This window comes from Phyllobacterium sp. SB3 (assembly GCF_040009165.1).
Taxonomy (GTDB): domain Bacteria; phylum Pseudomonadota; class Alphaproteobacteria; order Rhizobiales; family Rhizobiaceae; genus Phyllobacterium.
Genome location: NZ_JBDYKI010000004.1, coordinates 642,295 through 662,171, shown reverse-complemented (window position 1 = coordinate 662,171; position 19,877 = coordinate 642,295). Strand labels below are relative to the sequence as shown.

At 54.0% G+C, this 19,877-nt stretch carries 19 protein-coding genes; 16 read left to right on the top strand and 3 right to left on the bottom strand.

The window, feature by feature from the left end; genetic code table 11:
* The first annotated feature begins 50 nt into the window (after nt 1-50).
* The 10 genes from nagZ to ABKW30_RS18570 all read left to right on the top strand — a co-directional run bounded on the left by nagZ (nt 51) and on the right by ABKW30_RS18570 (nt 8,793).
* On the top strand, nt 51-1,070 hold the full coding sequence (gene nagZ, locus ABKW30_RS18615; protein ID WP_348600389.1) for a beta-N-acetylhexosaminidase: 1,020 nt from the start codon (nt 51-53) through the stop codon (nt 1,068-1,070).
* Nucleotides 1,071-1,098: 28 nt separating this feature from the next.
* Nucleotides 1,099-1,941 (top strand): ScpA family protein, encoded by an 843-nt coding sequence (locus ABKW30_RS18610; protein ID WP_348600388.1) that lies wholly within the window; start codon nt 1,099-1,101, stop codon nt 1,939-1,941.
* A complete protein-coding gene (gene scpB, locus ABKW30_RS18605; RefSeq protein ID WP_348600387.1) occupies nt 1,934-2,656 on the top strand; it encodes an SMC-Scp complex subunit ScpB in 723 nt (240 codons plus the stop codon). The genes ABKW30_RS18610 and scpB overlap by 8 nt, the downstream gene beginning before the upstream one ends.
* A gap of 179 nt (nt 2,657-2,835) precedes the next feature.
* Nucleotides 2,836-3,066 (top strand): twin-arginine translocase TatA/TatE family subunit, encoded by a 231-nt coding sequence (locus tag ABKW30_RS18600; protein ID WP_348600386.1) that lies wholly within the window; start codon nt 2,836-2,838, stop codon nt 3,064-3,066.
* 65 nt (nt 3,067-3,131) lie between these two features.
* Nucleotides 3,132-3,794 (top strand): Sec-independent protein translocase protein TatB, encoded by a 663-nt coding sequence (gene tatB / locus ABKW30_RS18595; RefSeq protein ID WP_348600385.1) that lies wholly within the window; start codon nt 3,132-3,134, stop codon nt 3,792-3,794.
* Nucleotides 3,791-4,609 carry a twin-arginine translocase subunit TatC gene (gene tatC, locus ABKW30_RS18590; RefSeq protein WP_348600384.1) on the top strand — a complete coding sequence of 273 codons (819 nt, stop codon included), beginning with the start codon at nt 3,791-3,793 and terminating at the stop codon, nt 4,607-4,609. The genes tatB and tatC overlap by 4 nt, the downstream gene beginning before the upstream one ends.
* A 66-nt stretch (nt 4,610-4,675) precedes the next feature.
* A complete protein-coding gene (serS, locus tag ABKW30_RS18585; RefSeq protein WP_348600383.1) occupies nt 4,676-5,959 on the top strand; it encodes a serine--tRNA ligase in 1,284 nt (427 codons plus the stop codon).
* Nucleotides 5,960-5,975: 16 nt separating this feature from the next.
* Entirely contained in the window at nt 5,976-6,734 is a 759-nt protein-coding gene (gene surE / locus ABKW30_RS18580; RefSeq protein ID WP_348600382.1) for a 5'/3'-nucleotidase SurE, read from the top strand.
* A complete protein-coding gene (locus ABKW30_RS18575; RefSeq protein ID WP_348600381.1) occupies nt 6,731-7,384 on the top strand; it encodes a protein-L-isoaspartate(D-aspartate) O-methyltransferase in 654 nt (217 codons plus the stop codon). Before surE ends, ABKW30_RS18575 begins: the two co-directional genes overlap by 4 nt.
* A gap of 146 nt (nt 7,385-7,530) precedes the next feature.
* On the top strand, nt 7,531-8,793 hold the full coding sequence (locus ABKW30_RS18570; RefSeq protein ID WP_348600379.1) for a peptidoglycan DD-metalloendopeptidase family protein: 1,263 nt from the start codon (nt 7,531-7,533) through the stop codon (nt 8,791-8,793).
* 54 nt (nt 8,794-8,847) lie between these two features.
* Here the strand turns inward: ABKW30_RS18570 and ABKW30_RS18565 are convergent, their stop codons facing one another.
* Entirely contained in the window at nt 8,848-9,711 is an 864-nt protein-coding gene (locus ABKW30_RS18565) for an ATP-binding protein (protein WP_348600445.1), read from the bottom strand.
* A gap of 157 nt (nt 9,712-9,868) precedes the next feature.
* Here ABKW30_RS18565 and yajC point away from each other — a divergent pair, with 157 nt between their 5' ends.
* The 4 genes from yajC (at nt 9,869) to ABKW30_RS18545 (ending at nt 13,895) form a co-directional block, all read left to right on the top strand.
* Nucleotides 9,869-10,210, top strand: a complete 342-nt coding sequence (gene yajC, locus ABKW30_RS18560) for a preprotein translocase subunit YajC (RefSeq protein WP_348600378.1) — start codon at nt 9,869-9,871, stop codon at nt 10,208-10,210.
* A 158-nt stretch (nt 10,211-10,368) separates the two neighbouring features.
* Entirely contained in the window at nt 10,369-12,639 is a 2,271-nt protein-coding gene (secD, locus tag ABKW30_RS18555) for a protein translocase subunit SecD (protein WP_348600377.1), read from the top strand.
* A 2-nt stretch (nt 12,640-12,641) separates the two neighbouring features.
* Nucleotides 12,642-13,031: an Mth938-like domain-containing protein gene (locus ABKW30_RS18550; RefSeq protein ID WP_348600376.1), complete on the top strand. Its 390-nt coding sequence runs from the start codon at nt 12,642-12,644 to the stop codon at nt 13,029-13,031.
* A gap of 27 nt (nt 13,032-13,058) precedes the next feature.
* Nucleotides 13,059-13,895, top strand: a complete 837-nt coding sequence (locus ABKW30_RS18545) for a phytoene/squalene synthase family protein (protein WP_348600375.1) — start codon at nt 13,059-13,061, stop codon at nt 13,893-13,895.
* 185 nt (nt 13,896-14,080) lie between these two features.
* Here ABKW30_RS18545 and parE read toward each other — a convergent pair whose 3' ends face one another.
* Nucleotides 14,081-16,186 carry a DNA topoisomerase IV subunit B gene (gene parE, locus ABKW30_RS18540; protein ID WP_348600374.1) on the bottom strand — a complete coding sequence of 702 codons (2,106 nt, stop codon included), beginning with the start codon at nt 16,184-16,186 and terminating at the stop codon, nt 14,081-14,083.
* A 124-nt stretch (nt 16,187-16,310) separates the two neighbouring features.
* A complete protein-coding gene (locus ABKW30_RS18535) occupies nt 16,311-16,685 on the bottom strand; it encodes a helix-turn-helix transcriptional regulator (RefSeq protein ID WP_348600373.1) in 375 nt (124 codons plus the stop codon).
* Between the two features lie 182 nt (nt 16,686-16,867).
* On the opposite strand from ABKW30_RS18535, the gene ABKW30_RS18530 reads away from it, so the two are divergent.
* Nucleotides 16,868-17,794, top strand: a complete 927-nt coding sequence (locus ABKW30_RS18530) for an EamA family transporter (protein ID WP_348600372.1) — start codon at nt 16,868-16,870, stop codon at nt 17,792-17,794.
* A 62-nt stretch (nt 17,795-17,856) separates the two neighbouring features.
* The gene (locus ABKW30_RS18525) at nt 17,857-19,869 is read left to right on the top strand and encodes an acetyl/propionyl/methylcrotonyl-CoA carboxylase subunit alpha (RefSeq protein WP_348600371.1); all 2,013 of its coding nucleotides are present in this window, start codon (nt 17,857-17,859) and stop codon (nt 19,867-19,869) included.
* The last annotated feature ends 8 nt before the right edge of the window (nt 19,870-19,877 follow it).

The window sequence follows — 19,877 nt, the reverse complement described above, 5'->3', positions numbered from 1 at the left end:
GGCCTCTGGCCGCCTTTTCTTTTTGGGCGTCTACGCAGTAGACTCAAGCCATGAGCGAATCAAAAGCATGGATTGCCGGTGCAACCGGCCTGAAACTGACCCCGGATGAAATCGCATTCTTTCGCGATGAACGTCCTTGGGGTTTTATTCTGTTTGCACGCAATGTCAGCGAGGCAGCGCAGATCGAGGATTTGTGCGCGCATTTGCGGGATCTGGTCGGTCGCGAGGATGCACCCGTTCTCATTGATCAGGAAGGCGGTCGTGTGCAACGACTACGCCCTCCGCTTGCACCTGACTATCCGTCAGGATCGGCCCTTGCCGCTCTATACCGTGAAAACGAAGAAAAGGGCTTGCGCGCAGCTTGGCTTTTGTCGCGGCTCCACGCTTTCGATCTTTTAAAGCTCGGCATAGATGTGGATTGCCTGCCGGTGCTGGACGTGCCGGTTGAGGGCGCCAACGACGTTATAGGGACACGCGCTTACGGCAAACATCCGGAAATCGTGACGGCCATGGGGCGTGCGGCTGCTGAAGGTCTGTTGGCCGGTGGGATGCTGCCGGTGATGAAGCACATTCCCGGCCATGGCAGGGCATTTGCCGATACGCATCATGAGCTGCCGACAGTAACGACCGGGCTGGACGAATTGGCGGAGCATGATTTCGCGCCATTCAAGACACTCTCGCACCTGCCTATGGCCATGAGCGCTCACGTGATCTTTTCGGCGGTAGATCCCAAATATCCCGCTACGACTTCTGGAAAGGTGGTTGAGGAGATTATCCGCGACTATATAGGCTTTGACGGGCTTTTGATGAGCGATGACGTCTCCATGAACGCACTTTCTGGGGATTACTTCGATCGGACCAAAGCAATCTTTGCGGCGGGATTGGATATGGTGCTTCATTGTCACGGGATTATGGAGCAAATGACGGCTGTTGCCTCGTGCACTCCTGAGCTTGAAGGCAAGGCATTGGAGCGGGCGGCAAAGGCTATTCAATCCAAGCGCAAGCCTGATGATTCCGTGGAAGAAGAGCTTAGGGATGAGTTCCGCAGCATGTTCGAAATGGTCGCGTAGACGCTGACAGCAAGGAAGAGAGAGAAGTTTGGCAGTTACCGAGAAAAACACGAATGGCAGTAAAGCGGCTCCGATGGAGGCGCTTTGGGAAAGCCAGGTTGATCGTGCTGCCAGCGAACCCTCGCTTGTCATCGACATTCAGGGATTTGAAGGTCCGCTTGACCTTCTGCTTCATCTTGCGCGTAACCAGCGGGTGGATCTCGCGCGGATATCAGTCGTTTCGCTGGTAGATCAGTATCTCGTTTTCATCCGGCAGGCACAGGCACTGCGGCTTGAGCTGGCGGCTGATTATCTGGTGATGGCGGCCTGGCTGACATATCTGAAATCCAAGCTGCTGATCCCGAAGGCTCCCGGTGACGACAGCGAGAGCGGCGAAGAGCTGGCTGCCACGCTGCAATTCCGGCTCAAGAGGCTGGAAGCGATGCGCGATGCGGCCATGAAGCTGGTCAACCGCAATCGTCTGGGCCGTGATGTCTTCGCCCGCGGCATGCCGGAGGCAGTCATTGTCGATCAGACGAACGCTTATGCAGCGACGCTCTATGAATTGCTGACCGCCTACGCGGCACAGCGGCAGAAACGGGCAACGTCGCACGTACAGATTGCACGCCGTTCCGTCTGGTCGCTCAAGGATGCACGAACAATTTTGATGCGTCTTGTCGGTGAAATGCAAGACTGGACCGCATTGGATCAGTATTTGCTGGAGTTCATCGCAACACCTGCGGAACGCGCGTCGGCTATGGCAAGCTCTTTTGCTGCGAGCCTTGAGATGGTTAGGGAAGGGCATCTGGAAATTCGCCAGACTGGCGCATTCACGCCGATTTACCTTCGCAACAGGCCGGATGAGCCAATGAAGGACGTGGTCAATGGCTGATCCTGCAAATGACGATATCCGACCGGAAATGGAAGGCGAAGAAGAAAGCTGGAACGCTGCTGTAAAAGCTTCGGATGCGTTGCGGATGGTTGAAGCGATTCTTTTTGCGTCGGCGCATCCTGTGACAGAAAAAGCGCTCAAGGAACGATTGCCATCGGGTGTTGATATTGCCGCGCTGCTTGGCGAGTTGCAGGAAATCTATGCCAATCGCGGTATCAATTTGCGGCAGGTTGGCGGCGCATGGGCATTTCGCACTGCTGCGGACCTTGCTTTCCTGATGAACCGCGAAGCGGTGCAACTGAAAAAGTTGTCGCGCGCAGCGCTCGAAGTGCTGGCTGTTATTGCCTACCATCAGCCGGTAACACGTGCCGAGCTTGAGGATATTCGTGGTGTCGAAACGTCCAAGGGCACGCTGGATGTGCTTATGGAAACGGGCTGGATCAAATTTCGTGGTCGCCGCCGCACACCCGGACGGCCAATCACTTATGGAACGACAGCTTCATTCCTTGATCACTTTGGTTTGCAGGAAGTCCGAGATTTGCCGGGTATCGATGAATTGCGCGGCGCGGGTCTTCTTTCTGCGCGCATGCCATCGAATTTCGCTGTTCCGGTTCCGTTCAATGATCCGGACGAGCTTACAGAAGATGAAGATCCGTTGACGGATATCGATCTGGAAGAGTTGGGGCTTTTAACGCCCAAGGTTGAGCAGGAGTGACATTATTTCTCGCCACATTTGCGGCGGATAGTCTCTTCAGGCAGAATTCGTAGCTGCAAGGCTAATTCGCACTTGCGCTGGCTTTACGCGAATGTGAAAGAACAAAAGCGACTTGTGTTTGAAAAGCACGGGGAAAAGGCTTAGATCAACCCAAGCAATTGGGTGAATGTGAGGGTAAAATGGGTAGTTTTTCAATCTGGCACTGGCTTATCGTGCTCGCGGTCGTATTGCTTCTCTTCGGTCGGGGCAAGATTCCTGAGCTGATGGGCGATGTTGCCAAGGGTATCAAGAATTTCAAAAGCGGCATGAGCGATGACGACGCTACTGCCGATGCCGACAATTCCAAGACCATCGACAACACGACAAGTCAGCCGGTGAACTCAGTCAAGGAAAAGACCAAGAAGTCTTGAACGGCGGGGCCAAGGCCTTGCCTTGCGCGTGGCTGAATGGCCGCGTTGTGGCTGGAGCATGATGAATGTTTGATGTTGGTTGGTCGGAAATACTGGTCATCGCAGTCGTTTTGATTGTGGTTGTAGGTCCGAAAGATTTGCCCAAAATGTTACGCGCATTCGGCAAGGCGACCTCGAAGTTTCGCGCGACGGCTGGAGAATTCCGCAAGCAGTTTGATGAGGCTCTCAAGGAAGCTGAGCTGGACGATGTTCGCGGCATTATAAACGATGCCAAGAGCCTCGATCCGCGCAATGACATCCGCAAGGTTTTTGATCCCGTCAGAACCATCGGCGAGGAAATCCGCTCGACCCTCAAAGACGCGACCGATACGGCCAAGGACAATGTGGCCATCCCCGATCCTTCCGCGCCGGGTGCAACCCAAATGCAGCCACAGGTGATGGAACCCTTGCCGCTTCTCAACGAACCGAAGAAAAAGCCGAAAAGCACACCTAAGCCGAAAGCTGTTGCAAAGACATCAGCTGTTGCTGCCAAACCGGCCAAAGCTGCGCCTGCAAAGCCAGCCGCCGCCAAGCAAAGCACGGCAAAGCAGGCTGTTGTGAAACCGGCCAAAGCAGCACCTTCAAAGCCAGTCGCTGCGAAACCGGCTCCAGCCAAGGTGACAGCAGCGTCAGCCAAAAAACCGGCCAAGCCGCGTGCTAAAACCGGCGATACGGGGACGAAATCTTGAGCAATACCGACGATGAAATTGACAAGAGTTCAGCACCGCTGATCGAGCATTTGATTGAGCTGCGGCGCCGCCTGATTTGGGCGTTGTTGGCCTTCTTTGTCGCATTTCTTGGTTGCTTCCACTTCGGCAAGCAGTTGTTCAACCTGCTGGTCATTCCCTATCAGTGGGCGGTGAGCTGGGCTGGATTTGATCCTGCCAAGGCGCAATTGATCTATACCGCGCCACAGGAGTTTTTCTTCACGCAAGTGAAGATTGCCATGTTCGGCGGTATTGTTATCGCGTTTCCGGTTATCGCCTCGCAGATATACAAATTCGTTGCACCCGGCCTCTATAAGAATGAACGCATGGCTTTCCTGCCATTCCTGATTGCCTCGCCAATCCTGTTTCTGATGGGTGGCGCGCTGGTCTATTTCTTCTTCACACCAATGGTCATGTGGTTCTTCCTTGCCATGCAGCAGACAGGCGGCGCTGGAGAGGTGCAGATTTCACTTCTGCCCAAGGTTTCTGAATATCTCAGCCTCATCATGACGCTGATCTTTGCCTTTGGTCTGGTATTCCAGCTCCCGGTTGTTACCACGCTTCTCGCTCGGGTCGGTCTTGTCGGTTATGAGGGGCTCAGGTCAAAGCGCAAATATGCCATCGTGATCGCGTTCATTGTTGCCGCAGTCATTACTCCACCTGATCCCGTCAGCCAGATCGGCCTTGCACTGCCGACCATCCTTCTCTACGAGGTTTCCATCTGGATGGCGCGTCTTGTCGAGAAAAAGCGTGCAGCGGCTGAAACAGAAACACAGTCGAGCGAACTCTCGTCCTGACACTCTCCAGTTCGCCGGGGGTGTACCCCATAATATATAAAACTATTCCAATACGGCTTTACTCCCATGCATGACATCAAATGGATCGTCCAGAATCCGCAGGCTTTCGACACAGCAATGGCCAAGCGTGGAGTGGAATCTGTTTCGTCGCGTCTGATCGAGCTTGATGAAAAGCGGCGGCAGTCCATTGCCAAGTCTCAAGCGCTGCAGGAACGCCGCAATGCCGCTTCGAAAGAGATTGGCAAGGCAATGGGTGCCAAGGATCAGGCGACAGCCGACCGGCTCAAGGCGGAAGTTGCCGATATAAAGCAATTGCTGACTTCTGCCGAAGAGGAAGAGCGTCAGCTTGAGCGTGCCCTCAATGAAGCTTTGGAAGTGCTGCCAAACATCCCGCTCGACAGCGTACCGCTGGGCAAAGACGAAAGCGGCAATGTGGAAACACGCCGTGTAGGTCTGCTCAAGAACTTTTCGTTTGAACCGAAAGAGCATTTCGAAATTGGCGAAAAGCTCGGCTATATGGATTTCGAGCGCGCTGCCCGCTTGTCCGGCAGCCGCTTCACTGTCTTGAAGAGCCAGCTTGCCCGGCTGGAACGGGCCCTTGGCCAGTTCATGTTGGACATGCACACCACGGAGCATGGCTATATCGAGGTCAGCCCGCCGCTGCTGGTTAACGACGATACGCTCTACGGCACGGGGCAATTGCCAAAATTTGCCGAAGATCTCTTCAAGACCACCGATGGCCGATATCTCATTCCGACTGCCGAAGTGCCGCTGACCAATCTGGTGCGTGAGGAAATACTCGATATTCGTGATCTGCCGATCCGTATGACTGCACTGACGGCTTGTTTCCGCTCAGAGGCGGGTTCCGCCGGGCGTGATACACGCGGAATGCTGCGCCAGCATCAGTTCATGAAGGTGGAACTGGTTTCGATCACTGATGCGGAACGCTCCGTTGAAGAACATGAGCGTATGACTGCCTGTGCCGAGGAAGTTCTGAAACGGCTTGATCTTTCATTCCGTACGATGACGCTTTGCACGGGCGATATGGGTTTTGGTGCGCAGAAGACCTATGATCTGGAAGTATGGCTACCGGGCCAAAAGTCCTATCGGGAAATTTCAAGCTGTTCGGTCTGCGGTGATTTCCAGGGAAGGCGGATGAATGCCCGTTACCGGCCCGAAGGCGAGAAATCCACGCGCTTTGTTCACACGCTGAATGGATCGGGCACTGCGGTTGGCCGTGCCTTGATCGCAGTTGTCGAAAATTATCAGAATGAAGACGGCAGTGTTACAGTTCCTCAAGCACTTGTGCCTTATATGGGTGGACTGACGCGGATAGAAAAAGCGGCATAACAGACAGGGTAGGGCGATGCGGATTCTCTTGACCAACGATGACGGAATTCATGCGGAGGGTCTGAGTGTTCTGGAGCGCGTCGCCCGCCAGCTTTCCGATGACGTCTGGGTTATCGCGCCGGAGACAGACCAGAGTGGACTCGCTCACTCGCTCACCCTTTCCAATCCACTGCGGTTGCGCAAGATTGATGATCGGCATTTTGCCGTCAGCGGCACGCCAACCGATTGTGTGATCATGGGCGTTAAACATGTGATGCCAGAGCCGCCTGATCTGGTCCTTTCGGGTGTCAACTCCGGATCGAACACTGCGGACGATGTTACTTATTCCGGGACGATTGCCGCCGCTATTGAAGGCACATTGCTTGGCATCAAATCCATTGCCCTGTCGCAGGAATACAACCTCAACGGCGGTGCTCGCGTGCTGCCATGGGAAATCGTGGAAGAACGCGCTCCAGCTGTATTGAAGAAGGTCTTGGGCGTTGAACTTGCCAAAGGTGTTCTGGTCAACATCAACTTTCCGAGCTGTCAGGCGTCGGAAATTGCTGGAACGCGCGTGACAGTGCAGGGGAAACTCTCGCATGGGCTTGCGATAGAGGAACGCCAGGACGGACGCGGATTGCCCTATTACTGGCTGCGCTACGGGAGGGGAAAGGATGTACCTGCCGAAAACAGCGACGTCGCGGCGATCCGTAACAACTTCATCTCCATCACGCCATTGCAACTCGATCTGACTGCGCATGAAATGCGGGCGGTTCTGGAGGAAACATTCGTATGAAGGCTGCGATGTCCGAACGGGAGGGGTTTGCCGCATTTGTGCTGCGGATGCGGGGATTGGGGCTGAGCGACCAAAGATTGATGAGTGCGCTCGAGGCAACGCCGCGCATGAGTTTTGTCGGCGGCAATCTTGGAAATGTAGCCTATAGCCGAGGAGTTTTGCCGATCGAATGCGGCGAATTCATCGAAGGACTGGACCTGCAGGCTCAGTTGATCAAGACACTTGAGCTGGAGCCATCGCACAGGGTTCTGGAAATCGGAACCGGATCAGGTTTTACAGCTTCCGTCATGGCACGACTCTCGGGGCGTGTGCTTTCGCTTGAGCGTTATCGCACGCTGGTCGAACTCGCCCGGCAACGCATTCAGGCTTTGAAGATTGAAAATTGCATTGTCAAACACGCCGACGGACGTCTCGGGCTTGCGAGTGATGGCCCGTTCGACCGAATTATTGTTTGGTCCGCGTTCGACTCCATGCCAAGGCATTTTGTTGATCTTTTGTCGTCTAACGGCATTCTGGTAGCGCCTATTGGCCCCGTTGATGGAGAGCAGACTGTTGCACGACTTACAAAGGTGGGCAGTCGTTTTGACCAGCAGGATTTGATGCGTGTGCGGTTTTTACCTTTGGCCGAAGGGGTTTCTTCAGCCCTTTAGCTGACGATGGCTTACGCTGCCATTAGGCCAAGCGTTTACGAGCTTGGTGAATTTTTTCCAAATTTTTTGAAAGTTTAACGGTCGGGTAACATTAACGCGATCTAATGCGTCTAATATTCTTGTATGAGTACGGGCGGGATTAAGCGATGCGTTTGAGTACACTAGACAAAGCGTCACGGCGGTTGGCTCTCAATGCCGCCATTCTCACAGTTGCCGGCATTGCTGCCGGCTGCAGCTCCGGAGTGTCACGTTTCTCCAGTGCAGATTTCAGCTCCGGTTACAGCGATAACCAGAGATCGGTCATGCAGTCGCAGAATAACGGCCAGAACGGTTATACGCCGCCAGTCGATTCCACTTACACTGCCTCAGTCAACAATGCTCCGATACGCTCGTCCGGCAGTGTCCAGCGTGGCAGCTTGCCTGCTGTGGGTAGCCAAAGCGCTTCATCGCTGCCTCCGGTTTCATCGCAGCCGTCGCGCCCGGCGCTTGCTCCCGTTGCAAACAATGCGCCCATCCGTCAGCAGCAGGTCGCCATGGCAGCCCCAATGCAGACCGCTCCTGCAGGATCGGCAACATTAAGAACGCCTGATGGACGTGAAGCCAGAATGCCAACGGCAACTGCTCCTGCGCAGGCTGCTGCAAAGCCGATAGCAAATGCGACAGCCAGCAGCACGTACAAGGTGCAATCCGGCGATACGCTTCATGCGATTTCCCGCAAGACCGGCGCCAACATCGACGCGATCAAGCAGGCAAACAACATGCAGGACGGCACGGTCCGTCTTGGTCAGTCGCTGATCATCCCGCCATCCAATTCATCGATGGCCCAGAATGTCGCCAATACGATGAAGCCAAAGGGTGCCACAGATCAGGTGAAGACTGCTGCTACGCAGCCGGTTGAGCAGCCAAAGGTTGTGGCGAGCGCACCTGCGCAAGTTGCGCCTGCTGCTGCAGGATCGGAAGCCAAGCCTTATACGCCTCCACAGGCGAGTGAGAAAGTCATTGGCGAAGCCGAGAAGGAAGTCGCGTCGGCTCCGTCAGCCACGGGTGCTTCGCAGTTGCGCTGGCCTGTACGTGGCCGTGTGGTTGCCAACTACGGAAAGGGCAGCGACGGTATCGATATTTCGGTTCCGGAAGGCACGCCGATCAAAGCCGCTGAAAATGGCGTCGTGATCTACTCCGGTGATGGCTTGAAGGAATTCGGCAATACCGTGCTGGTTCGCCACGACAACGGTCTGGTTACCGTATATGGCAACGCAAGCAAGTTGAGTGTGCAGCGTGGCCAGAAGGTCAAGCGGGGCGAAGAACTGGGCATGTCCGGTATGACGGGCAATGCAACGACGCCTAAGCTGCATTTCGAGGTACGCAAGAACTCGACACCTGTTGATCCTGCGAAGTATCTCGAACTATAATTGAGCCGCTAAACTGAAGAAAAAGCCCGTGTTGAAAGACGCGGGCTTTTTTCTTTACAGCTTCTTTCCGAGCCGTCCGGCAAGATCCTGTATGAACTGCCAGGCAACGCGCCCGGATCGCGCTCCACGGGTCGTCGACCATTCCAGCGCCTGCGCGTGAAGTTGATCTTTCTCCATAGTCAGATCAAAATGTGCGGCGTAACCATCGATCATTGCCAGATAATCGTCTTGGCTACACTTGTGAAAGCCGAGCCAGAGGCCAAATCGGTCCGATAGCGAGACTTTCTCTTCCACGGCTTCCGACGGATTGATGGCAGTCGATCGCTCGTTTTCAATCATGTCACGGGGCAGCAAGTGACGGCGGTTGGAAGTAGCGTAGAAAATGACGTTGTCCGGACGGCCTTCGACGCCTCCCTCAAGCGCAGCTTTCAACGATTTGTAAGACGTATCGTCGTGGTCAAAGGAGAGATCATCGCAAAACAGGATGAACAGATAAGGCGTGTTTTTGATGATACCCATCAATGCCGGAAGACTGTCTATATCTTCACGGTGAATTTCAACCAGCTTGAGCGGATGAGCCGCCGCTGGCGCATCGGCATTTACCGAGGCATGAACAGCCTTGACCAGCGAAGACTTGCCCATACCGCGTGCGCCCCAAAGCAGTACGTTGTTGGCCTGCATGCCGTCGGCAAAGCGCTTGGTATTATCGAAAAGAATATCGCGAACCGTGTCGACGCCTTGGATAAGCGAAATATCCACGCGATTGACCTTGTTTACGGGATCGAAGCCAAGCCGTGCAGGGTTCCAGACAAAACAATCTGCAATTTCAAGATTGACCGGCTGCGGGGTAGGCGGCGCCATGCGCTCAAGTACAGCAATCAGGCGGTCAAGTTTTTCGCTCAGCAATTCCTCAGTCATATCGTTCACAGCCCTTACATTCGTCAGCGTGCTGTCACTATCATGTTGACCGGTAATGGAAAAGCAGCCGCGGCGGTTTTGTACTGTTGCTTTTGCCAGCTTAAACATTGTATTGCGCAGGTTCTGATTGTTTCAAATTTGATCTACTGGAGGTTCTATGTTCGTAACTCCCGCATATGCACAGGCAACGGGTATCGGTGGCGCACCGGAAATGCTGATGAGCATTCTGCCCTTCATTCTGATTTTCGTGATCATGTACTTCCTGATCATCCGCCCGCAGCGCACAGCTGCGAAGAAGCGTGAAGAGCAGTTGAAGAATATCCGCCGCGGCGACACAATCATCACGGGTGGTGGTTTCATTGCGAAGGTCACGAAAGTTTACGAAGAAACCGGTGAACTCGATGTTGAAATCGGCGACGGTGTAAAGGCTCGCGTTCTACGCGGACTGGTGGCTGATGTTCGCGTCAAAGGCGAACCGGTTGCCGACAACAAGAAATAAAGCTTAAGTGAAGGGCGGCTTGCGCATATCCCCAAAACTGATTCTGTTTTGGATAGGGAATATGCGTAAATTCAACGGGTTACTGCGTCCTTTGTGCGTCCAAACGGGCGCACGGCGCAGTAAGGAGCCGTCCTTTTGATTCTTGAGGTTGCGACCGTATGCTTTACTTTAGCCGCTGGAAGACTGTTCTCATCTGGGCCGTGGTCCTTATTGGACTGATACTTTCGCTTCCCAATGTGTTTACGCAGAGCCAGCTGGACGGTTTGCCCGACTGGCTGCCAAAGAAGCAACTGGCGCTTGGTCTGGACCTTGAAGGCGGATCGCGCATACGTCTGCAGGTGGATAGAGAGCATCTGCCCGATACCGACGCGACCGTTGCAGTGCTTACACGGCGTCTCAACGAACTAGGCTATGCCAACCCTCACGTCGTGACCGAACGAAATGGCCGCGTGCTGATCGAAGTTCCCGGTCTTTACGACTCCCAACTTCTCAAGGACATTCTTAGCCTCACGGGCGAATTGAGTTTCCGCATGGTTGATCCTTCTGTGCCGGTCCAAGAGGCTATTGACGGAACGCCGCCTGAAGGGGACGAAGTCGTCTATTCGTTTGACGATCCGCCTGTGGCTTATCTTGTAAAGAAAGAGCCTCTCGTCACCAACAAGAACTTTGTCGACGCGCAGGCTGGAATTGACACGGCGACGCAGCAACCGGTTATTACTTTTCATCTGGACAGCGTTGGTGCCGACCGTTTCTCAAAGGCCACCAAGGCGGGTATCGGGCAATCATTTGCCATCGTTCTCGACAATCAGGTGCTCTCCGCACCTGTTATCCAGGAAGCCATACCCGGCAATACCGGACAGATTGCGGGCAATTTCGACCTTTCCGGTGCCAGCAATCTGGCGCTTGTCATGCGGGCCGGTTCCCTGCCAGCTGGTGTAACTGTTCTTGAAGAACGTACAATCGGCACCGATCTTGGAGCGGCATCTGTTTCATCAGGTAAGATCGCGGCGCTGATCGGTGCTGCCTTGGTCATTCTTTTCATGCTTTTGACCTACGGATTACTCGGCGTAATCGCCAGCATTGCGCTTGTGGTCAATGTCGTGCTGATCGTGGCTGTCCTGACATTGTTTGGTGCGCCGCTGACGCTTGCTGGTGTTGCGGGTATCGTTCTTACCATTGGCATGGCTGTGGACTCGAATGTGCTGATCTATGAGCGTATACGCGAGGACAGGCGCGCTGGTTTCTCGGTTATTCAGGCAATCGATTCCGGTTTCGCCCGGGCATTGGCGACCATTGTCGATGCCAATGTTACGACATTGATTGCGGCATTGGTGCTGTTTACCCTTGGCAGTGGACCGGTGCACGGGTTTGCGTTGACTGTAACCATCGGTATAGTGACGACGCTGTTTACAACCTTCACGCTGACGCGCCTCCTGGTTTCTGTATGGGTTCAGCGTTCGAAGCCGAAGGAGGTGCCAGGCGCACTGCTGAAGCTCGTTCCGTACGATACGAAAATAGGCTTCATGAAGCTGCGTGGCTTAACACTTGGTTTCTCAGCGCTTTCCAGCATCGCGGCAATCGTTCTTTTCGCGATTATCGGCATGAATTTGGGCATCGATTTCAAGGGTGGAACGATGGTCGAAATGCAATCGTCAGAAGGTGCCATTGATCTTGATGATGTTTATAGCCGTCTTGACGAACTGAACATTGGCGACGTCAAGATAGAACGTTTCAAATCCGATGACCGGGCGCTGATTACGGTTGGCAGTCAGGGCGAGGGCGAAGACGCAGAGCAGACAGTGGGCGTCAAAATTCGCGGTGAGTTTCAGGACGAATATAACTTTCCGCGCGTAGACGTCATCGGACCGTCTGTATCGAGCGAATTGTCTCAAGCTGGTCTGCTGGCGGTGGGGCTCTGCCTTGTGCTGATCTTTGCCTATGTCTGGTTCCGCTTTGAGTGGCACTTCGCTCTTGGAGCTATCCTTGCAACAATCCACGACGTGCTGTTGCTGCTTTTGATGTTCATTGTATTCAAGATGGAATTCAATCTCTGGAGCATTGCGGCACTACTTGCGATTGTCGGATACTCGTTGAACGATACAGTGGTTATTTACGACCGCGTACGCGAGAACCTTCGAAAATATGGTAATAGAGCATCGCTCGCTTCCATACTGGATGCTTCGATCAATCAAACGCTTTCGCGGACGATCCTCACATCTCTGGCGACATTCCTCGCTCTCATAGTGCTTTATCTCTATGGCGGCGATGATGTGCGTTCCTTCGCTTTGACCATTGCAGTTGGTATCATCGTTGCAACTTACTCATCGATCTTCGTAGCTGGTCCGTTATTGATGCTGTTCGGCCTTAAAGGACGCGATGTGATGGACGAGCAGAGCCCTGCGCCGATTTCCGACGAAAGCAGAGTTTAATCGTGGCCAAAGGGATAGAAATTCGGGATGCGCATTTTCCCGGGCGTGCTCCTATTGACGCCTATGGCAACGGTGGCTTCCGGTTCGCCGATATGTCGCATCGTGGTTCAATCCTTTGCCTCCCTTCTGGTATCCATGGCTGGGAGCCGAAATCGCCGCCTGTACCTACTGCGGCTGATCTGGTGCTTGTTCTTGAACAGTCATCAGAAATTGAAATTCTTCTGGTTGGGACGGGCACCGAGCTGCGGCGTTTGCCGGAGGAGCTGCGCGACGTCTTGCGCAAGCATCGCATTTCCGCAGACCCCATGAGCACCGGAGCTGCGGTGCGCACCTATAATGTGCTTCTGGCCGAAAATCGCGCTGTGGCTGCGGCGTTGTTTGCGGTGGATTAATTTCACCGGCCCGCTATATCTCACGCCATGAATGTCAATGAAACTCACTGCATGCAATTGCTGCGGGACGCCGATCCTGATCGCTATCTTTCAGTTCTTTACGCACCTGAAGAAAAGCGCGGCGCTTTGGCAGCGCTTTATGCATTTAATGTCGAAATTGCGCGTATTCGCGACCTGATCCGCGATCCTCTTCCGGGTGAAGTCCGGTTGCAGTGGTGGCGTGATCTGATCAACGGCACGGAGCATGGTTCAGCAGCGGCTAATCCTGTAGCGGCGGCGCTTCTGGACGCGATCAAAGCATATAATTTGCCGCGAGCAGCTTTTGACAATTACTGTGAAGCGCGCATTTTCGACTTTTACGATGATCCCATGCCGAGCCGCAATGATCTGGAGGGCTATTGCGGGGAAACTGCTTCGGCGATTATCCAGCTCGCGTCACTAATCCTTGATGCAGAGCAGGCTGCCAAATTTGCCGATCTTGCCGGACACGCCGGTGTCGCTCAAGCCATCACGGGGCTTTTGCGGCTTTTACCGCTGCATCGGCGTCGTGGTCAGGTCTATATACCGGCGGATGTGCTTGCCGCTGTCGGCTGCTCATCGCAGGTTTTGCTGGATGGAACTGATCCCGAGGCAACCAAGCGTGCCATCGCTGCGATGATTGCGTTGGCCGAAGATCATTTCACAAAGTTTCATGCAGGCGCGAAATCCTTGCCGAAATCACTGCGCCCTGCCTATCTGCCGGTTTGGCTGACGCCGGTGTATTTGAAGCGGCTGAAAGCCAAGGGCTTTGATGCCGCTACGGAGATAGCCGAGATTTCGCCCCTCCGTCGCCAGTGGACGGCGTTTAGAGCATCGATGGGCTGAATTTAGATACGCTTGCATGAACTTTTTGCGTGGTTCGCCCTTCGACAAGCTCAGGACGCTCACTATGAGGAAGGTGGTTGATTGCAGAACAGCAATAATTGCATCGTCCGCAATTGCCCATGCAGTCTCCCACCTTCCTCATGGTGAGCCCCGTCGAACCACGCAGCAGGAGGGTGCAACCTTGTCTAGATATCCAATTCCTCAACAAATGCAGCCCGGTCCTGAATAAAGCGGAACCGTGCATCCGGTCTCGTTCCCATCAGGTCATCGACGGCAAGACGGGTTTCATTCGCCCATTCTTCGTCGATCTGGACACGAAGCAATGTGCGCTTCTTGCGATCCATGGTCGTTTCCTTGAGCTGATCAGCGCGCATTTCACCAAGTCCCTTGAAGCGCCCGATTTCAATCTTCCCACGACCCGTGAAAAGCGTCTTCATCAACTCATCCTTGTGGGCATCATCCCGCGCATAGGCGACTGTACCGCCTTGGGCGATCCGGTACAGGGGCGGAACGCCCAAGAACAGGTGGCCGTTGCGGATAAGATCCGGCATTTCCTGATAGAAGAACGTGATGAGGAGCGAAGCGATATGAGCGCCATCAACGTCGGCGTCGGTCATTATAATAATGCGGTCGTAACGCAAATCTTCATCGCGATACTTCGACCGCGTTCCGCAACCAAGCGCCTGAATGAGATCGCCAATCTGCTGGTTTGCCGTCATCTTTTCGCGGCCAGCGCTTACGACGTTCAGTATCTTGCCGCGTAGAGGCAATACGGCCTGCGTCGCGCGATCACGTGCCTGCTTGGCGGAACCACCTGCGGAATCACCCTCGACGATAAAGAGTTCTGCGCCAAGCGCGCCAGTTTGACTGCAATCGGCCAGTTTGCCGGGCAGGCGCAGCTTCTTGACCGCTGATTTGCGGTTTACTTCTTTTTCCTGACGGCGTTTCACGCGCTCTTCCGCGCGATCCACTACCCAATCGAGCAGTTTGGATGCTTCCTGTGGAGAGGCAGCAAGCCAATGATCAAATGGATCGCGGATAGCATTTTCCACGAGGCGCTGTGCCTCGACAGTTGCAAGCTTGTCCTTGGTCTGTCCGACAAACTCCGGCTCGCGGATAAATACAGACAGCATGGCGGCGGACGAAATCATCACGTCATCTGTGGTGATGATGGAAGCGCGCTTGTTGTTTGTCAGTTCCGCATAGGCCTTCAAGCCACGGGTGAGGGCAATGCGTAGTCCGGCTTCGTGGGTGCCACCTTCGCCTGTGGGAATGGTATTGCAGTAGGAGTTTACGAAACCGTCCCCGCCATACCATGCAACTGCCCATTCCATCGAACCGTGCCCGCCGGACTTCTCGGTCTTTCCGGCAAACATTTCGCGGGTAATCTGAAAATCCTTGCCGAGCGAAGCGCCAAGGTAATCTTTCAATCCCCCGGGGAAGTGGAAAACAGCCTTATCAGGCGTCGGATCTTTTGGATCAAGCAATGATGGAGCACAATTCCAGCGAATCTCAACGCCGCCGAACAGATAAGCCTTCGAGCGTGCCATCTTGTAGAGGCGCGCGGGATCGAACTTTGCGTCCTGGCCGAAGATTTCGGCGTCCGGATGGAAGGTCACGCGGGTACCACGCCGGTTCTGTACTTCACCGACCTCTTCAAGCGGGCCAAGTGCCTTGCCGCGCGAGAAGCGCTGACGATAAAGGCGGCGGTTGCGGGCAACTTCGACCTCAAGATGATCGGACAGCGCATTGACCACAGAAACGCCAACACCATGCAGACCACCGGAGGTTTCATAAACCTTGGAGTCGAATTTGCCACCCGAATGCAGCGTGGTCATGATGACTTCGAGCGCGGATTTGTCCTTGAATTTCGGATGCGCATCTATCGGGATACCACGACCATTATCCATCACGGACAAGTAGCCGTTTTCGTCAAGGTCGATATCGATGAAGTTGGCATGGCCGGCAACGGCCTCATCCATGGAGTTATCAATGATTTCAGCAAAAAGGTGATGCAGGGCACGCTCATCCGTGCCCCCGATATACATACCCGGACGACGGCGGACAGGCTCGAGACCTTCAAGAACCTCAATGTCGGAAGCGTTATAATTGCCGCTGCTTTCCGGAACAGCGCGCAGAGGGGCTCTTGCGGCAGCGGATTGCGCTGGTGCAATTGGAGCCGCAGTGGCAGCCTGAGGAGCAGTATCGGCTTTCTTTGCCGGTGCAACTGCTTCCTGCCGCTCGCGAGCAGTTTTCACAATTGCTGAAAATAGATCGTTATTATCATCCATGGCAGGCCAATATTCTGTCGTTTCGAATCACTTCTGATCTTTGCATGGTTCGATGTTAAACGCGATGGGCGTTCGCTATATGTTCCAGAGGTCACCGTCGAACAAAGCGGTGAATCCCCATATTTTACGCGGCTTTGAGCGTTGCGACGCGATCTTCCAGCTGACTGATCCGGTCGCCAAGCTTTTCGTGGTAATTCTTGAGTATCCGGAGTTCTGCATTGATTGTTGCGGCATCTTCTGCTGCATCTGCCGGAGCCTGACCAATGCCATGCATTAACCAGGTCGGTGTCACGCCGAGAAATCCTGCAAGCATGACCAATCTGTTGGCGCGGGGTTCTGAGCGATCGGACTCCCATGCAAGAATTGTCTGGGTCTTTACACCAATACGTTCGGCAACCTGCGATACGCTCATGGATTTGACATCGCGTGCCCGCAACAGCCTGCCGCCCATGGTGTCCATGTCTGGTGTTTCGGTCATGATGTTTGAATGAAAATTCATTGAATTCTCCAGTTTCTTCTTGTTTTTTCAGTCTTGGGAGGGCCCTTTGCAACATTTACGGCCTGAAAAGTCAAATTCCGTAGCTATTTTGCGAGTTTGTTGGCGCGCCGAGATTGCTTTTTCTGATGGAGTGGATATGCCGAAAGTCCCACCGGCAGGCTTTCCTCAGAAAGGTCAAGGCAATGGAAAATACGACCTCACAGCAAGTGCGGGGCGTTTCTGCAATGGCCATCGCCATGTTTTTCCTGCCGATGATGGACGCGATTGCAAAATGGCTTGCGGTATTTGACAGCTTGCCGCCCGCAACCGCCACGCTTTTCAGGTTTGTCGTACAGACTATTCTGACAATGATGATTATTGTCCCGATGACGGGATTCAAATCACTGAAGCCGGTAAAACTTTGGGGAAACCTGTTTCGCGGCTTCCTTATGGGTATTGGCAGCCTGTGTTTCTATGCCGCTGTGAAGTACATGCCACTTGCTGATGCAATGGCTGTATTTTTTGTCGAGCCGTTAATGTTGACTGTGTTGTCAGCGCTCATCTTGAAAGAGCAGGTTGGGTGGGGGCGGCGTATTGCCGTTGCAATCGGCTTCATCGGAACGTTGATTGTGATCCAGCCAAGCTGGGAACTGTTTGGTTGGATATCGCTGTTGCCGCTTGGCACTGCTGCTGTTTTTGCGATCTATCTTATCCTTAACCGCCGCTATGGCACGGTCGATACACCCCTTGTCATGCAGCTTTACGCCGGGCTTGGCGGGACAATCACCGTTTTGCTGGCTCTGATCCCCGCCGCGATACTGGGCATTCAGGACATGACTTTCGCCATGCCAGGCAATGCCATGTCGTGGTTCCTGCTTTTCATGATGGGATTGATAGCCACAATCGGCCATCTCCTTATTACGCAGGCGTCACGCCTCGCTCCGGCTTCGTTGCTGGCACCCTTTCAATATCTTGAGATTGTCATGGCAGTACTCATCGGGCTTCTGGTTTTCAATGATTTTCCAACACCCTCTAAATGGGTCGGGATCATCATAATCGTGGCGTCCGGCGCTTATCTGATCTGGCGCGAGGGGAAGAAACGTGAAGTTTCGGAACCTGCATACAATTGACAGACAGCGGTTGAGCAAAAATGTGTTTCACAATAGAAACAAAGATCTGTTGGGAGGTCTAAGTGTTTAAAAAGATTCTGATTGCCAATCGCGGCGAGATTGCATGTCGCGTTATCAAATCCGCGCGCGAGATGGGTATTGCAACTGTAGCGGTCTATTCCGACGCCGATCGCGATGCCGTGCATGTCGAAATGGCTGATGAGGCTGTGCACATTGGCCCTGCCGCTGCATCCGAAAGCTACCTCATTCCTGAAAAGATCATTGCAGCCTGCAAGGAGACGGGAGCTGAGGCGGTACACCCCGGCTATGGCTTTCTTTCAGAGCGCGCTGCCTTTTGTGAAGCTTTGGAAAAGCAGGGCATCATCTTTATCGGCCCGAAGCCACGGGCAATCATTGCCATGGGCGATAAGATCGAGTCCAAGAAATTTGCCAGTGAAGCGAAGGTTAGCACGGTTCCAGGCTCGCCGGATGTGATTAAAGACATTGCGCATGCCGAGCGGATCGCGGGAGAAATTGGCTATCCGGTCATGATCAAGGCTTCCGCTGGCGGCGGCGGAAAGGGTATGCGCATCGCCTGGGATGAGGCAGAAGTGCGCGATGGCTTCGAACGGGCCACTTCGGAAGCCCGTAACTCCTTCGGCGATGATCGCGTTTTCATTGAAAAATTCATTGTTGACCCGCGTCATATCGAAATTCAGGTGCTGGCTGATGGATTCGGCAACTGCATTTATCTCGGCGAACGTGAATGTTCCGTACAGCGGCGTAACCAGAAAGTGGTTGAAGAAGCGCCATCGCCTTTTCTGGATGAAGCAACCCGCAAGGCGATGGGCGAACAGGCCGTCGCCTTGTCAAAGGCGGTTGATTACCAGAGTGCGGGTACTGTGGAATTCATCGTCGACAAGGATCGCAATTTTTACTTCCTTGAGATGAACACGCGTTTGCAGGTGGAACATCCGGTAACCGAACTGATTACTGGCATTGATCTGGTTGAGCAGATGATCCGTATTGCAGCGGGTGAGAAGCTTGCAATCAAGCAAAGCGATGTGAAGCTCAATGGTTGGGCTGTCGAGAGCCGTCTGTATGCGGAAGACCCTTATCGCAACTTCCTGCCTTCCATCGGCCGTCTGACCCGCTATCGCCCGCCGGCGGAAGGGCCAGCCGGCAAGGCGATCATCCGCAATGATACTGGCGTGACCGAAGGCTCCGAGATTTCTATGTTCTACGATCCCATGGTGGCAAAGCTTTGCACATGGGCACCGACGCGGCTGGAAGCGGTGGATGCGATGGCCGATGCGCTCGACAATTTTGTCGTTGATGGCATTGAGCACAATATCCCGTTTCTGGCGGCGCTGATGCAGCATCCGCGCTGGCGCGAAGGCAGGCTTTCCACGGCTTTCATCGCCGAGGAATTCCCGGATGGTTTCAAGCCAATATCTCCGACGCCTGAGGATCTCGATATTCTGGCGTCGATTGCACTTTCCGCTGAATTGGTGCGGAAAGAGAGGCTTGACCGTCTGGGCGATCGCCTGCGTCCGCACTCAGGCAAAATCCATGCTGAATGGGAGGTGCGAATTGGCGATGAGTATGTGCCGGTAATTATACGCACCACTTCGGCAAAGCCGCCCGTCAAATTTGAATTCTCATTGCGGGACGGCGACTTCATCAATGTTCGCAGTGATTGGCGGCCGGGCGATGCCGTTTGGGATGGCTATGTGAACGAGCGTCCGGTTAAGGCGCAACTTCGTCCCGTGGCAAACGGTATGCGAATTGACTGGAAAGGTTTGTCAGTCGTTGCGCATCCGATGCAAAAGCACGTGGCAGTGCTTGAAAAGCTGATGCCAGTGAAAATTCCACCAGACACATCGAAGCTATTGCTCTGCCCGATGCCGGGACTGCTGGTTGCGGTCAATGTTGTTGTCGGGCAGGAGGTAAAGGCGGGTGAAACGCTTGCTATCGTCGAAGCCATGAAGATGGAAAATGTACTGCGGGCAGAGCGTGATCTGACCGTTTCCGTAATCAATGCAAAGCAGGGCGATAGTCTTGCGGTGGACGCTGTTATTATGGAATTTGACTAGGGTTGCGA